A 15,267-nucleotide genomic window follows, 5' to 3' on the forward strand; every position below is an offset into this window, starting at 1 on the left:
CTGCTCCCCCGAGGTAAAACATTGCATCGAGGCTGTTGGAATCAGCCTTCGATTTCGATCAGGATCTCGCCCGGGTTGACCCGGTCGCCCTTGGCCACATGAATGGCGGTGACCTTGCCGGCGATGGCCGCCTGGACTTCGGTTTCCATCTTCATGGCTTCGGTGATCAGAACCGCTTGGCCGGCCTTCACCACGTCGCCCTCCTTGACCAGGACATCGACGATGTTGCCCGGCATGGTGGTGCTGCCATGGCCTGGCGCAGTGGCTTGCTTGCGCTTGCTGCTGCCGCCGCCGACGAATTCATTGAGCGGTTCGAACACGACCTCTTCGGGCATCCCATCGATGGCCAAGTAGAAGTGACGCTTGCCTTCGGCCTTGACGCCCACACCGGTGATGTCGACGCGATAGGTTTCGCCGTGCACGTCGATGACGAACTCGGTCGGCACACCTTCACCGCCCGCGGAGCTCACGCTGCCTGCCTCAGGAATTGGCAGCAGCACTTCCGGGGTCAGGGTGCCGGCTTCGCGTTCCTCGAGGAACTTGCGACCGATGTCCGGGAACATGGCATAGGTCAGCACGTCCTCTTCGGACTTGGCCAGTGCACCGATTTCGCCGCGCAGCTTGGTCATTTCCGGCTTGAGCAAATCGGCCGGGCGCACGTCGATCACTTCTTCGCTGCCGATGGCCTGGCGACGCAGCTTCTCACTCACCGAGCCCGGCGCCTTGCCGTAACCGCCCTGCAGATAGAGCTTCACTTCGTTGGTGATGGTCTTGTAGCGCTCACCGGCCAGCACGTTGAAGAACGCCTGGGTGCCGACGATCTGCGAGGTCGGGGTCACCAGCGGCGGGAAGCCGAGGTCTTCACGTACTCGCGGGATTTCCGCCAGCACTTCGTTCATCCGGTTCAGCGCGCCCTGCTCTTTCAGCTGGTTGGCGAGGTTGGAAATCATCCCGCCCGGCACCTGGTTGACCTGGACGCGAGTGTCCACCGCGGTGAACTCGCTTTCGAACTGGTGGTATTTCTTGCGCACGGCATAGAAGTACAGGCCGATTTCCTGCAACAGTTCCAAGTCCAGCCCGGTGTCGAACTCGCTGCCTTTAAGGGCCGCAACCATCGACTCGGTGCCCGGATGGCTGGTGCCCCAGGCGAAGCTGGAGATCGCGGTGTCAATGTGATCGGCACCGTTTTCGATGGCCTTGAGTTGGCACATCGCGGCCAGGCCGGCGGTGTCGTGGGAGTGGATGAACACCGGCAACGATTGCTCGCTCTTCAGCGCTTTCACCAGCTCGCCAGTGGCATACGGGGTCAGCAGGCCCGCCATGTCCTTGATCGCCACCGAGTCGCACCCCATGGCTTCCATCTGCTTGGCCTGGGCCACGAACGCCTCGATGGTGTGCACCGGGCTGGTGGTGTAGGCGATGGTGCCCTGGGCGTGCTTGCCGGCAGCTTTCACCGCTTCGATGGCGACCCGCAGGTTACGCACGTCGTTCATCGCATCGAAAATACGGAACACATCGATGCCGTTGACGGCGGCCTTGGCCACGAAGGCCTTGACCACGTCATCGCTGTAATGGCGATAACCCAGCAGGTTCTGGCCGCGCAAAAGCATTTGCAGGCGGGTGTTGGGCAACGCCGCGCGCAGTTGGCGCAGGCGCTCCCACGGGTCTTCCTTCAGGAAGCGCACGCAGGCGTCGAAGGTTGCGCCGCCCCAGACTTCCAGCGACCAATAGCCGACCTTGTCGAGCTTGTCGCAGATCGGCAGCATGTCTTCGGTGCGCATGCGCGTGGCGAGCAGCGATTGGTGAGCGTCGCGCAGGATTGTGTCGGTAACGTGGATCTTCTTGGACATTGTCATGATTCCTTACAGGCCTGCGTGGGCGGCAATGGCGGCGGCGATGGCCAAGGCCAGCTCTTCGGGTTTGCGCTTGATCGAGTAGTTGGTCAGTTCAGGATGGCTTTCAACGAAGCTGGTGTTGAACTGGCCGCTGCGGAATTCCGGATTGCGCAGGATTTCCTGGTAATACGCGGCGGTGGTCTTGACCCCCTGCAGGCGCATGTCATCGAGGGCTCGCAGGCCACGGTCCATCGCTTCTTCCCAGGTCAACGCCCAGACCACCAGTTTCAGGCACATCGAATCGTAGAACGGCGGAATGGTGTAGCCGGTGTAGATCGCCGTGTCGGTGCGCACACCCGGGCCGCCCGGGGCGTAGTAGCGGGTTATCTTGCCGAAGCTGGGCAGGAAGTTGTTTTTCGGATCCTCGGCGTTGATGCGGAACTGCAACGCAAAACCCCGGTGCTGGATGTCTTCCTGCTTGACCGACAGCGGCAGCCCGGAGGCGATGCGGATCTGTTCGCGAACAATGTCGATACCGGTGATTTCTTCGGTGATGGTGTGTTCCACCTGCACCCGGGTGTTCATCTCCATGAAGTACACCTCGCCTTCGGCGAGCAAAAACTCCACGGTGCCGGCGTTCTCGTAGCCCACGGCCTTGGCCGCGCGCACCGACAGGTCGCCGATATAGGCGCGCTGCTCAGGGGTCAATTGCGGGCTCGGGGCGATTTCGATCAGCTTCTGGTTACGGCGCTGGATCGAGCAATCGCGTTCGAACAGGTGCACCACGTTGCCGAAACTGTCGCCCAGGATCTGCGCTTCGATGTGCTTGGGATTGACGATGCATTTTTCCAGGAACACTTCCGCCGAACCGAACGCCTTGGTGGCTTCGGAAATCACCCGCGGGAAGGCCTGTTCGAGTTCATCACGGCTGTTGCAACGACGGATACCGCGACCGCCGCCACCAGAGGTGGCCTTGAGCATCACCGGGTAACCGATCCGATCACCTTCGGTCAGGGCCTCTTCGATGCCCGCCACGTTGCCTTCGGTGCCCGGCGTGACCGGCACACCGGCCTTGATCATGCTGCGCCGCGCTTCGGTCTTGTCACCCATGCGGCGAATGACTTCCGCCGAAGGGCCAATGAATTTGATGCCGCGTTCAGCGCAGATGTCTGCCAGTTCGGCATTTTCCGAGAGAAACCCGTAGCCGGGATGCAAGGCATCACAGCCGGTTTCCACCGCCAGGTTCACCAGTTTGCGCGGGTTGAGGTAGCCGGCCAGCGGATCGGCGCCGATGCTGTGGGCCTCGTCCGCACGCTTGACGTGCAACGCATGGCGGTCCGCGTCGGAGTAGACCGCGACCGAGCGAATGCCCATCTCGGCGCAAGCGCGCACGATGCGGACGGCAATCTCACCACGGTTGGCGATCAGGATCTTTGTTATCAATTGGAGGTTCCCTTGAGCCGGTGATACCACGGCCTGGGATCCAGGCCGACGCGTGACCAGATGTAACAATTGGTCGCAGCTCCACACTAGTCCTGGCTGTGGATTAACAAAAATGAATAATTATTGGGTCATGCATAAGCAAAGACTTATAGTTGAGCTGCCCGTCCCACACCAGAGTACTTAAAAGATGCGTAAGTCGTTGATGCGTATGACATTGCGTCAATTGCAAATTTTCAACGAGGTGTGCGACCTGAGGTCCTACAGCCGTGCAGCCGACGAAATGTCTCTCACACAACCGGCCGTTAGCCTACAGATTCGATCTCTGGAAGAGCTGATTGGCCAGCCGTTATTCGAGTATGTCGGCAAGAAACTCTACATGACCGAAGCCGCCGAAGCCCTGCAACGTGCCAGCCGCGACTTCTTCGGGCGCCTGGAAAACCTCGATATGCAGCTCTCGGACATGCAGGGTTCGCTGCAAGGCCAACTGAAGCTGGCGGTAGAGTCCAGCGCAAAATACTTCGTCCCGCATCTATTCGCCGCATTCAAGCGCCAGCATCCGGAGGTCAACCTCAACCTCACGGTGGTCAATCGCGGCCAGGTCATCCGCCGGCTCTCGGACAACCGCGACGACCTGGTGATCATGTCCATGGTGCCCCAGGACATGGGCCTGGAATTCCTGCCCTTTCTCAACAATCCGATCGTCGCCGTGGCGCCGCCCGACCATCCGCTGTGCCACCTGGGTCCGCTGCGCTTGCAGGACCTGGAGCCCTACACGCTGCTGTTGCGCGAGCCGGGGTCCGGCACGCGACTGGCCTGTGAGGAATATTTCAAGGAGAAACGGGTGCACTTCACCCAGACGCTGGAAGTGGCGTCGGCGGAAGCCCAGCGCGAATGCGTAGTGGCCGGGCTGGGCGTGGCGCTGCTGACACGTCACGCCGCGAGCCGGGAATTGTCGTCCGGCGCACTCATCGAGTTGCCGGTGGAGGAATTGCCGCTGTACCGCAGTTGGTGCCTGGTGCAGGCCAGGGCCAAGCGCCTGTCACCGGTGGCCCATGCCTTCCTGGCCTTCGTTCGCGGCGAGCGCGCTCAGATCATCGGCCTGGTTGAGCGTTTCGACGGGAAGCCGCCGGCGTTGCCTGCCAGTAATTGAACTCTACCGCGTCAGGAAACTCGCTGATCTCGGCCAGAAGCTGACGCTGTTCATAGCGGTCTTCGATTGCACGACGGAACGCCATGCGGCGCTGGTCTTCCTGCTGACGACGGGTTTTGACGGCGCTGCGTTCTTCGTAGGACTGGGTCATGTCGAGACTCCCAAGACGTATACGGGAGCTTTACGATGACGATGAGGGATGACGGTTTGGCGGCGCGTGCGTTACAGAACGATGAATTCAGGGGGAAATGACACTTTGTGGCGAGGGAGCTTGCTCCCGCTCGGCTGCGCAGCAGTCGCAAACCAGCCAATGCGGTGTATCTGGAAAAATCGTTGGGGGCTGCTTCGCAGCCCAGCGGGAGTAAGCTCCCTCGCCACAAAAGCCCCTCGACCTCAGGGCTTGGGATTCAGTCGTCCAGCGCCTTCACCGACTTGGGCGACAGCCGCAGGCTGCGAAGGCTGCGCTTCACGCTCTTGAGGTGGTTGACCAAGCTCGGGCCACGGGCCATGGCGACGCCCATCGCCAGTACGTCGATCACCACCAGATGGGCGATGCGCGAGGTTAGCGGCGTGTAGATCTCAGTGTCTTCATGCACATCGATGGCCAGGTTCACCGTGGACAGCTCCGCCAAGGGGGTCTGGCTCGGACACAAGGTGATCAGCGAAGCACCGCTTTCGCGCACCAGGTTCGCGGTGATCAGCAGGTCCTTGGAGCGCCCCGATTGGGAAATGCAGATCGCCACATCGGTGGGTTTCAAGGTCACTGCCGACATGGCCTGCATGTGCGGGTCAGAATAGGCTGCTGCCGTCAGCAGCAACCGGAAGAACTTGTGCTGGGCATCGGCCGCCACTGCGCCCGAGGCGCCGAAGCCATAAAACTCGACTCGCTGGGCCTGGGACATGGCCGTGACGGCTTTTTGCAACGCCACCGGGTCGAGCTTCTCGCGAACCTCCATCAACGTATGCAGGGTCGTGTCGAAGATTTTCAGGCTGTAGTCCGCCACTGAATCATCTTCATGGATCGCAAACTGACCGAAGCTCGCGCCGGCGGCCAGGCTTTGCGCCAGCTTGAGTTTCAGATCCTGGAAACCCGAGCAACCGATGGCCCGGCAGAAGCGCACGATGGTCGGTTCGCTGATGCCGACGCTGTGGGCAAGATCGGCCATGGAGCTATGCATCACGGCCGCGGGATCAAGCAGTACGTGATCGGCGACTTTCAGCTCCGACTTGCGCAGCAAGTGGCGTGACTGGGCGATGTGTTGCAACAGGTTCAAGGGGCTGGACTCTTGTTATGGGCAGATGCCGGGATGTAGCAAGCTTGTAGTTATACTACAAGAATTGGCGCTTTGCCCGTCCAAAACGTAACTGGATTGCCTCGCTGCCCCTTTGTTTTGGCCGAGGATTGCCCGATGTAGCAGCCTGGGCCGTAGCGCAAACCCTCTGCGCTGTCGATCGCCTGACTTCCTGACCCGGCCAGAGCTTCCAACGTAGGCAATAGCGCCTATTTCCAATGAGCCAAACATTCGATAACTTGCAGCCCTTAACAATATATATCCCTACAACCCTAGGCAGTAGCTCTCAAGTCAAAACCAAGTAGGCCATTGAAAGTTCATTTCTCCTTACAATCCCAACCGCCACTTAACTAACACCATCAAGTCAAAGCCGTTATATTGGCTCCCGCAGGAAGCAATCAACTTTAACTAAAGGAGTTACCACTATGAAAATCACAACTAAAGGTTGGACCGCACAAATCGATCGTATGCCGGGCACTGCATCTTTCCGCACCTTTGGCACCGTAACCGTAGCAAATTCCGGCGTTATCCCGACGCTGGTCCGGAGCGCCAATCAGGACAAATCTCTTGATCTACGATTGGAGTTGATACTTCAAAACTCCGACGGGGTTTCACTACAAGTGCTCACAGACAAGATTGTCGAATACAAAGAGCTGGGTGAATCCAACGTCACGGGCGTCAGTATTTTTTTCGAAGGCGAGTTGCTGCACCACATTGATGAAGTTCTAATCACCCACTAAGCATTCGCCCATAAACAACTTCCCGGCAGACGCGCTCGTCGTCTACCGGGAAGTTATCGTCGTCGTTCAGGTTAATTCAACCCAGGTGCTGCGCCCGCAACAACCCGGCCAAACCGTCTGCCTCCACCGGCCGGCTGATCAGATACCCCTGCACCTCATCGCAACCCTCGTTCCTGAGGAACTCAAGCTGCTCCTGACGCTCAACGCCTTCAGCCACTACCTTGAGCGACAAGCCATGGGCCATTGCAATGATTGCCCGGGTAATGGCGGTATCCACGCTGCCCTCGCCCAGCCCGCGGATGAACGCCTGGTCGATCTTCACGTAGTCCACCGGGATACGCTTGAGGTAGCTCAGGGATGAGTAGCCGGTGCCAAAATCGTCGATCGCCAGCTTGACCCCAAGGTCGCGCAATTGCTGGAACGTGGCGATGATGTGTTCAACGCTGTCGAGCAACTGGCTCTCGGTCAACTCCAGCTCCAGGTACTGGGGCGCCAGGCCGGTTTCCTCCAGCACTTGTCGCACCAGGCTGACCAGCTTGCCCTGGCGCAACTGATGCACGGACAGGTTGACCGACACCCTGATCGGCTCAAGCCCTTGGCGCTGCCATTCGCACGCCTGCCAACAGGCTTGGCGCAACACGAACTCGCCAATCGGTCCGATCAGCCCGGTCTCTTCAGCCAAGCCGATGAAATCTCCCGGCGGGACTCGGCCCATGGCCGGATGATCCCAACGCACCAGCGCCTCGGCGGCGTTCAGGCGACCGGTGGCCAGGCACAATTTGGGCTGATAAAAGACCTTCAGTTGTTGCTCTTCCAAGGCCTTGCGCAGTTGGTTTTCCAGTTGCAGGCGCTCCAGCGTGCTGGCCTGGAGGCTCTCGGTGTAGAAGTGCAAGTTGTTGCCCCCCAGATGCTTGGCGTGCTGCATGGCCATGTTCGCCTGGCTGACCAGCGTGGCAATTTCCCGCGTGTTGTCCGGCAACAAGCTGATGCCGATGGAGGCACTGAGCACCAATTCATGACCTTCGATGGTCAACGGCACGCGCAGCTTGGCGGCCAGCCGGGTCGCCACCCGCGCCAGGCTGGAAAGGCTGCCGTAGGCATCGAACAACACCGCAAACTCATCGCCGGATAACCGGGCAATGGTGTCGGCCTCGGGCAGTGCATTGATCAAGCGCCGCGCCATTTTCTGCAACAACTGGTCGGCGATGTCATGGCCCAGGCTATCGTTGAGCAGTTTGAAACGGTCCAGGTTGATATGCAGCAACGCCAGGCTACGCCGTCCACCCTGGCGCACCCGCTGATGAGCTTCGTTCAGGCGCTCACGGAACAGCGAGCGATTCGCCAGCCCGGTCAGTTCGTCGTAATGGGTCAGGTAGCGCATGCGCTCTTCAGATTCGCGGCGCGCCGAAAGATCGGCGAAAAAGCCCACGATATGGCTGATATTTCCCCGAGCATCGCGCACGACGTTCAGTTGCAGCCATTGCGGGTACAACTCGCCGTTGGCCCGCGCCTCCACCAGCTCACCCTGCCAGGTGCCATGCTGTTTGAGCGCTTGGCGGATGATGGGATAGTGCCGGCGCGCGTCGCGACTGCATGGCAGGTTGACGACATTGCGCCCGAGCATGTCATCGATATTGAAACCGGTGACTCGCGTGAACGCTTGATTGGCCGCGAGCAGCACATAATTGGGGTCGAAAATCACAATCCCTTCGCTGGCGGCCTCGAACACCGTGGCCGCCAGCTGCCGTTGCTGCTCGAGGTCCTTGCTCGCGCTGATGTCGCGCCGAGTCCCGACCATGCGCAGCACCCGTCCGCTGGCGCTGCGCTCCACGGCCCGGCCCCGGTCTTCGATCCAGACCCAATGGCCATCGCCGTGCCGCACCCGGTATTCGATCTGGTAATCCTCGCTGCGGCCCTTGAGGTGCTCGACCAGGGCCCGCTTGAGCGCCGGCAGGTCTTGAGGGTGCAGGCGCGGGGTGAGATGGCTGAGCATCGCCGTGACGTATTCGGGCTCCAGGCCGAACAGCTCCTTGAGCTGGGTGTGATGGACTTCGTCAGTCTGCAGATTCCAATCCCACAACCCCAGCTCACTGGCCTTGAGGGCCAGGGCCAGGCGCGCCTCACTTTTGCTCAGGGCCTGGCTGGCGGCCTCCAGTTCAAGACTGCGCTGCGCGACACGCGCCTCCAGGCCCACCTGGGCCGCTCGCAATTTTTCCTCGGCCGAGCGCCGTTGCTCAACCTCCCGGCCCAGCGCCTCGTTGAGCATCGCACCGCGGGTTTGGGTTTGCTGCAGGTGCTCGATCAACGCCTGGTTCTGGAAACGGCGCAACATGCCATTCTGGATCAGGCGATTGACTTGCCAAGCCACCACACTCAAGGAAACCAACACAATCAGCCCGAGCCAGCCCCAACCCCGCTGCTGCTCATCGCCGCCCCAGAAGAGATAGCCGATGGCCGGTAACAGGCAGGGCAAGGCAAAGGACAGGAACGCCGGAAGACTCACGGCATAGGCCACGCTGGCCGACAACGCGGCCGCGCCAATCAGGCCGAACACCCAGGCCTGCTGCTGGAAGCTGTCGGCCGGGACCAACGCGATGCCGGCCCCCGCCAGCGTAAGGCCGGTCATCGCCGAGCCCAGCAAAAACATACGCAACCAGATCGGGTGGGCCTGGCGGCTTGGCATTGCCGAATCGAAAGCCGCCACCTGGATCACCCGCAACGCCACCAGTGACAACAACCAGACGAGCCAGACGCTGACCAGGAAATAGCGCCGCGGCTCCCATAACAGTGCGGCGCAGACCAGACCGTTGAGCAGCATGAACAATGTAGGAAGCAGTGAGCCCTGATACAGCAGACGTGTGCGCTCGACCGCCATCTCCGTGGCGTACTGCTTGCAGATGACCCGCGGTTCCACACAGGGGCCCGCCGGATCGGAATTGAGGGTCATTGGCACTGTTCTTGTTCTTATAGAGAGGAGCGTGGAGAACCCGAAACAAGCGCCGAGCATACACAAGCCATGGGCCATCCCACACTGCCCCAGCTCATAAAAACATTGAAAAAAGTCGCTATTCCATTGGATGGCGCCCCTCCCGAGCGAGTCCCGCCAACGCCTGTAGCCCGTGACTCGCCGGTCATCACCAAACGGTCTTTTATCGGCCGATGCAAAGCTCGGTTTGCCCGGGGTGACGCTGCACCCTAGAATGCTCCGATGCGCGATGATCTCTCCCTTCTGCTGAACTCCCTCAACGATGCCCAACGCCAGGCCGTAGCCGCCTCCGTGGGTCGTCAGTTGGTCCTGGCCGGTGCCGGCTCCGGTAAAACCCGAGTGCTGGTGCACCGTATCGCCTGGTTGATCCAGGTCGAGAACGCCTCGCCCCATTCGATCCTGTCGGTGACGTTCACCAACAAGGCCGCGGCCGAGATGCGCCATCGCATCGAACAACTGATGGGCATCAACCCCGCCGGCATGTGGGTCGGCACCTTCCACGGCCTGGCGCACCGCTTGTTGCGGGCGCATTGGCAGGAGGCCGGGCTGAGCCAGACCTTCCAGATCCTGGACAGCGACGACCAGCAACGCCTGGTCAAGCGGGTGATCCGCGAGCTTGGCCTGGACGAACAACGCTGGCCGGCCCGCCAGGCCCAATGGTTCATCAACGGCCAGAAAGACGAAGGCCTGCGCCCGCAGCATATCCAGGCCAGCGGCGACCTGTTCCTGGCGACCATGCGCAGCATCTACGAAGCCTACGAGGCGGCGTGCCAGCGTGCCGGCGTAATCGACTTTTCCGAGCTGCTGCTGCGGGCCCTGGACCTGTGGCGCGACCACCCGGGCCTGCTGGCTCACTACCAAAAGCGCTTCCGGCATGTACTGGTGGACGAGTTCCAGGACACCAACGCCGTGCAATACGCCTGGTTGCGCTTGCTCGCCAAGGGCGGCGACAGCCTGATGGTGGTGGGTGACGACGATCAGTCGATCTACGGCTGGCGCGGCGCCAAGATCGAGAACATTCACCAGTACTCGGCGGACTTTCCCGACGCCGAAGTCATCCGCCTGGAACAGAACTACCGCTCCACCGCCGGCATCCTCAAAGCCGCCAACGCCCTGATCGCCAACAACACCGGGCGCCTGGGCAAAGAGTTGTGGACTGATGGCGGCGAAGGCGAAGCGATCAACCTCTATGCCGCCTTCAACGAACACGATGAAGCCCGCTACGTGGTGGAAACCATCGAGAGCGCGCTGAAAACCGGCCTGGCCCGTAGCGACATTGCCATCCTGTACCGTTCCAACGCCCAGTCGCGAGTGCTGGAAGAGGCCTTGCTGCGCGAACGGATCCCTTACCGCATCTATGGTGGCCAGCGCTTCTTCGAACGTGCGGAAATCAAGAACGCCATGGCCTACCTGCGCCTGATCGAAGGTCGGGGCAACGACGCGGCCCTGGAGCGGGTCATCAACGTGCCGACGCGGGGCATTGGCGAGAAAACCGTCGAGGCGATTCGCGATCACGCGCGCCACAGCCATGTGTCCATGTGGGAATCCATGCGCCAGCTGGTCACCAACAAAGGCGTGACCGGTCGCGCCGCCGGTGCCCTGAAGGCCTTCATGGACCTGATCGAAGACCTGGCCGCCAAGTGTGGGGAAATGCCCCTGCACTTGATGACCCAGACTGTCATCGAGCAGTCCGGCCTGATCGCCTACCACGAAGCGGAAAAAGGCGAGAAAGGCCAGGCCCGGGTGGAAAACCTCGAGGAACTGGTCAGCGCCGCGCGCAACTTCGAGAACACCGAAGAAGACGCAGACCTGTCGCCCCTGTCGGCCTTCCTCGGTCACGCCTCGCTGGAGGCCGGCGACACCCAGGCCGACGAACATGAAGACAGCATCCAGCTGATGACCCTGCACAGCGCCAAGGGCCTGGAATTTCCCTACGTGTTTCTCGTGGGCATGGAAGCAGGCCTGTTCCCCCACAAGTTGAGCCTGGAAGAGCCGGGACGCCTGGAAGAGGAACGACGCCTGGCCTATGTCGGCATCACCCGCGCCATGCAGAACCTGGTCATGACCTACGCCGAAACCCGACGCTTGTATGGCAGCGAGACCTACAACAAAGTGTCGCGCTTCGTACGTGAAGTGCCGAAGGGCTTGATCCAGGAAGTGCGGCTGTCCAACAGTGTCAGCCGGCCGTTCGGCGGCGGCCAGCAACAAAGCACCAGCAGCTTGTTTGGCGGCAGCGATATCCCGGACACCGGCTTCAGCCTCGGCCAGACCGTGCGGCATTCGGTATTCGGCGACGGCGTTATCCTCAACTTCGACGGCGCCGGCGCCCAGGCCCGGGTGCAGGTGAATTTCAGCGAAGGCAGCAAGTGGCTGATGCTGGGATATGCCAAGCTCGAAGCGATCTAAAGGCCTTGCAGGAACTCTGTGGAAGCGAGCTTGCTCGCGATAGCGGTGGATCAGTCACTATTGTTGCTGACTGACACACCGCTATCGCGAGCAAGCTCGCTCCCACAGGTTGTTCTGGGGACGCCAAACATTTCCGATAGAACTTGTTCCCCTTTCCTACAGCCCAAAGCGAACAAGCTTTCTTGCGCAGCTGAAGCTGAACCTCACCTGTCACGCAAAAGCCCGAAACACTCTGCTGCTAGCCAGCAACAGTTCTGCTGTGCAACATGGCGCGCGTGCTATCCACAAATGGGAATGCCTTTATATGAAACGTTTTCTTAGCATCGCCATGGCGTTGTGCATCGGCCTGACGATGGCCATCGACGCCAATGCCGCCAAGCGCTTTGGCGGTGGTAAAAGCTCGGGAGCAGCCCCGACTCACCAGACCAGCCAGATGGCGCCGTCTTCTGCCGCCGGCTCTACCGCTGCCACCGCAGGCGCGGCCGGTGCCGCGGGCGCTGCCACCAAGGCCAGCGGCGCGTCGCGCTGGCTCGGCCCCCTGGCCGGCATCGCTGCCGGTGGCCTGCTCGCCTCCATGTTCATGGGTGACGGCTTCCAGGGCATGCAGATCTTCGACATCCTGATCATGGCGGTCATCGCCTTCCTGGTCTTCCGCTTCATTGCCGCTCGTCGTCGCAAGCAGCAGGAGCAACTCGCTCCAGCTGGCCACGCGCCGATGCAGCGTGATGTGTTCAACCAGCAGCCTGCCAGCGGTTCGATCTTCGGTGGTTCGGCAGCGCCTGTGGCCGCTCGTCGGGTGATCAATGCGCCGGCCTGGGTCAACGAAGGCCGCTTCATCGAAGCCGCGCGCAACCACTTCATGGCCCTGCAGCAACATTGGGACGCGAACGAGATGGACAAGATCTCCGAGTTCGTCACCCCGCAATTGCTGGAATTCCTCAAGCGCGAGCGGGCCGAGCTGGGTGACGGCTTCCAGTCCACCTACATCGACAACCTCCAGGTGCAACTGGATGGTGTCGACGATCGCGCCGACAAGACCATCGCCACCCTGACCTTCAGCGGTCTGTCGAAGGATTCTCGCTTCGACAAGGGCGAAGCGTTCAGCGAAAGCTGGAACATGGAACGTGCCCAGGGCGATGACCAGCCTTGGCTGGTGGCCGGTATCCGCCAGAACGGTTGAACCTTTACCGGTTTTGCATGTTGAAATAAAAGAACCCCGGCTCAGGCCGGGGTTTTCTATTTCGCGGTTGCATCTATAGCGAGCTACTGTATAAACCGCTCCATATAAAACCGCGCCATCGAGAAAGAGGATCCCCGGACGTGGAAGAAATCATCGAACAATTGCGTGAAGCCAACGAGCCCGTACCGGTCCCGCTGGAATTGCCCGACGAAGACTTGCTGGTAGAGATCGAAGAGCAGCTGTTCATCGATATCCCGTTCGTCTTCAGGGAGTTTTTGCTGACCGTCAGCGACGTCGTCTACGGCAGCCTGGAACCGGTAACCGTCACCGATCCACAGTCCCACACCTACCTGCCGGATGTGGCCGCCAATGCCTGGGATGCCGGTGTCGACCGCAGCCTGATCCCGATCTGCCAGGACGGCGATGATTATTACTGCGTCGAAGAGGACGGCACGGTGGTGTTGTGGCAAGCCGAGGAAGAACTGATCGCCGAGGAAACCTGGGAATCGGTCTGGCACTGGGCCCGGGACGTCTGGCTGGAAAGCTGAGCCCCGCCGCCGGTCAATGGCCGGACGACTCCTTGTGGTTGTCCAGGGTTTCAAGCAAGGCCACCTGCATCCGCGTATGCAAGCGGATGAACCAGCGCCAGAGCAGTGCCGCCACGGCAGTCGCCACCACGGCAATCAGCACAAGCAACTTGTTGGTCGGCAGGATGCTGGCCGACAAGGCTGCCAATAGCAGAAAAATCACCAGCAGCGAGAGAATCGGGATCACTTCGGCGATCACCCGGCGCACGCGCTGGGTGTGGCGGCCAGCCATCTCCGGCTTCACGCCCATCTCCGCCAGCAGCATCGACAGCGCCTTGAGCTTGCGGTAAGCGGCAATCAGGAACGGCAGCGACAGCAGTAACGCTCCGCCCCAGATCAATGCTTTTTGCCAGCTCGGATCGCTGATCCAGGCTTGCAGGTAAGCCGACATCCGCTCGGCGAAATATCCCCCCGAGACAAAAATGGCGATGACCAACGCCAGGTTGACGCCTACCTGCAGGAGAATCCGCCGGATCATCGACGCCAGCATCGCGCCTTCGCCGTGGGGCTGGATGCTACGCAGCCATTCGCCATACATCCCCAGCACTCGCGTCAGCCGTTGCGGCATGGCCGTTGCCAACTTGACGGACAGCGGGTCGGCGGCCCGGATCAAGTAAGGCGTCAGCAGTGTGGTCAGCACCGAAACGGCGACCGCTACCGGGTAGAGGAAATCGCTGGTGACCTGCAAGGTCATCCCCAGCGACGCGATGATGAAGGAGAATTCACCGATCTGCGAAAGCCCCATCCCAACGCGCAACGAGGTGCGTCCATCGTTGCCGGCGATAAAGGCACCGAGGCCGCAGGACAACATCTTGCCAAGCACCACGGCGCCCGTAATCACCGCAATCGGCCAGGCGTATTGCAGCAATATCGCCGGATCGAGCATCAGCCCGATGGCGACGAAGAAAATCGCGCTGAACAGATCACGCACCGGCTCCACCAACCGCTCGATCTTCAGCAACTGCCGGGACTCGGCCATGATCGCACCGATCAGGAACGCCCCGAGCACCATGCTGTATTCCAGCTTCACCACCAGCAGGCAGAAGCCGAAACACAGGCCCAGTACGGTAATCAGCAGCATTTCGTTGCTGTCGAACTTCGCCACGTAGGCCAGCAACCTCGGCACCAGCAGAATGCCGATGACCAACGCGACGATCATGAACAGCGACAACTTGCCAACGGTGGAAAACACCTCGCCGGAGCTCACGGTGCCGCTGACGGCAATGCTCGACAGCAAGGCGATGATGCCGATACCGAGGATGTCCTCGACGATCAACACCCCGAAGATCAACTGCGCGAAGCGCTCGTTCTTCATCTTCAGGTCGTTGAGGGCCTTGACGATGATGGTGGTGGAGGAAATGGCCAGGATCGCGCCCAAAAACAGCGAGTCCATGGTGCTCCATTCGAACCAGCGGCCGATTTCATAGCCGATCCAGATCATCAACACGATTTCGAGGAACGCCGCGATGAAGGCCGTGGCGCCGACCTTGAACAGTTTGCGCAGGCTGAATTCCAGCCCCAGGCAAATCATCAGGATGATCACCCCGAGCTCGGCCAGGGTCTTGATCGTGTCTTCGTCGTGGATAAAACCAAACGGCGGCGTGTGCGGGCCAATGATGAAGCCGGCCACGATATAGCCCAGTACCAC

11 protein-coding genes are annotated in these 15,267 nt (G+C 60.7%); 5 read left to right on the plus strand and 6 right to left on the minus strand.

Going from position 1 to position 15,267, the window contains the following annotated elements:
- Nucleotides 1-41: 41 nt before the first annotated feature.
- On the minus strand, nt 42-1,850 hold the full coding sequence (gene oadA / locus HGO40_RS24610; RefSeq protein ID WP_250965141.1) for a sodium-extruding oxaloacetate decarboxylase subunit alpha: 1,809 nt from the start codon (nt 1,848-1,850) through the stop codon (nt 42-44).
- 12 nt (nt 1,851-1,862) lie between these two features.
- Nucleotides 1,863-3,278, minus strand: coding sequence for an acetyl-CoA carboxylase biotin carboxylase subunit (locus HGO40_RS24615; protein ID WP_250965142.1), 1,416 nt, complete (start codon nt 3,276-3,278; stop codon nt 1,863-1,865).
- Between the two features lie 187 nt (nt 3,279-3,465).
- Between HGO40_RS24615 and HGO40_RS24620 the strand changes: the two genes are divergently transcribed.
- Nucleotides 3,466-4,428, plus strand: a complete 963-nt coding sequence (locus tag HGO40_RS24620; RefSeq protein WP_284739229.1) for a LysR family transcriptional regulator — start codon at nt 3,466-3,468, stop codon at nt 4,426-4,428.
- Here HGO40_RS24620 and HGO40_RS24625 read toward each other — a convergent pair.
- Together HGO40_RS24625 and hexR are read right to left on the minus strand one after the other, a co-directional pair.
- Nucleotides 4,370-4,579, minus strand: a complete 210-nt coding sequence (locus tag HGO40_RS24625; protein ID WP_080675527.1) for a PA3496 family putative envelope integrity protein — start codon at nt 4,577-4,579, stop codon at nt 4,370-4,372. The genes HGO40_RS24620 and HGO40_RS24625 overlap by 59 nt on opposite strands.
- Nucleotides 4,580-4,835: 256 nt before the next feature.
- On the minus strand, nt 4,836-5,702 hold the full coding sequence (gene hexR / locus HGO40_RS24630) for a transcriptional regulator HexR (protein ID WP_003187110.1): 867 nt from the start codon (nt 5,700-5,702) through the stop codon (nt 4,836-4,838).
- 443 nt (nt 5,703-6,145) lie between these two features.
- Between hexR and HGO40_RS24635 the strand changes: the two genes are divergently transcribed.
- Complete coding sequence (locus tag HGO40_RS24635; protein ID WP_250965143.1) at nt 6,146-6,460, plus strand: hypothetical protein; 315 nt, start codon at nt 6,146-6,148, stop codon at nt 6,458-6,460.
- 76 nt (nt 6,461-6,536) lie between these two features.
- On the opposite strand, the gene HGO40_RS24640 is transcribed toward HGO40_RS24635, so the two are convergent.
- Complete coding sequence (locus tag HGO40_RS24640; RefSeq protein ID WP_250965144.1) at nt 6,537-9,407, minus strand: putative bifunctional diguanylate cyclase/phosphodiesterase; 2,871 nt, start codon at nt 9,405-9,407, stop codon at nt 6,537-6,539.
- A 261-nt stretch (nt 9,408-9,668) separates the two neighbouring features.
- Here HGO40_RS24640 and uvrD point away from each other — a divergent pair, with 261 nt between their 5' ends.
- The 3 genes from uvrD to HGO40_RS24655 all read left to right on the plus strand — a co-directional run bounded on the left by uvrD (nt 9,669) and on the right by HGO40_RS24655 (nt 13,580).
- Nucleotides 9,669-11,852, plus strand: coding sequence for a DNA helicase II (gene uvrD / locus HGO40_RS24645; RefSeq protein ID WP_250965145.1), 2,184 nt, complete (start codon nt 9,669-9,671; stop codon nt 11,850-11,852).
- Nucleotides 11,853-12,156: 304 nt separating this feature from the next.
- On the plus strand, nt 12,157-13,032 hold the full coding sequence (locus HGO40_RS24650; RefSeq protein ID WP_250965146.1) for a Tim44 domain-containing protein: 876 nt from the start codon (nt 12,157-12,159) through the stop codon (nt 13,030-13,032).
- Nucleotides 13,033-13,172: 140 nt separating this feature from the next.
- Nucleotides 13,173-13,580: an SMI1/KNR4 family protein gene (locus HGO40_RS24655; protein WP_003187120.1), complete on the plus strand. Its 408-nt coding sequence runs from the start codon at nt 13,173-13,175 to the stop codon at nt 13,578-13,580.
- Between the two features lie 13 nt (nt 13,581-13,593).
- Here the strand turns inward: HGO40_RS24655 and HGO40_RS24660 are convergent.
- Nucleotides 13,594-15,267 (minus strand): cation:proton antiporter (locus tag HGO40_RS24660; RefSeq protein ID WP_250965147.1); only part of this gene is annotated, 1,674 nt, incomplete at its 5' end.

It is taken from the genome of Pseudomonas sp. CG7, from assembly GCF_023701885.1.
GTDB classification, from domain to species: Bacteria; Pseudomonadota; Gammaproteobacteria; order Pseudomonadales; family Pseudomonadaceae; genus Aquipseudomonas; species Aquipseudomonas zanjanensis.

Bases quoted from the DNA above. Each gene is read 5' to 3' on its own strand.
- HGO40_RS24640 (WP_250965144.1), bottom strand. From the start codon at position 9,407: ATGACCCTCAATTCCGATCCGGCGGGCCCCTGTGTGGAACCGCGGGTC.
- HGO40_RS24635 (WP_250965143.1), top strand. From the start codon at position 6,146: ATGAAAATCACAACTAAAGGTTGGACCGCACAAATCGATCGTATGCCG.
- HGO40_RS24625 (WP_080675527.1), bottom strand. From the start codon at position 4,579: ATGACCCAGTCCTACGAAGAACGCAGCGCCGTCAAAACCCGTCGTCAG.
- oadA (WP_250965141.1), bottom strand. From the start codon at position 1,850: ATGTCCAAGAAGATCCACGTTACCGACACAATCCTGCGCGACGCTCAC.
- uvrD (WP_250965145.1), top strand. From the start codon at position 9,669: ATGCGCGATGATCTCTCCCTTCTGCTGAACTCCCTCAACGATGCCCAA.
- HGO40_RS24620 (WP_284739229.1), top strand. From the start codon at position 3,466: ATGCGTAAGTCGTTGATGCGTATGACATTGCGTCAATTGCAAATTTTC.
- HGO40_RS24650 (WP_250965146.1), top strand. From the start codon at position 12,157: ATGAAACGTTTTCTTAGCATCGCCATGGCGTTGTGCATCGGCCTGACG.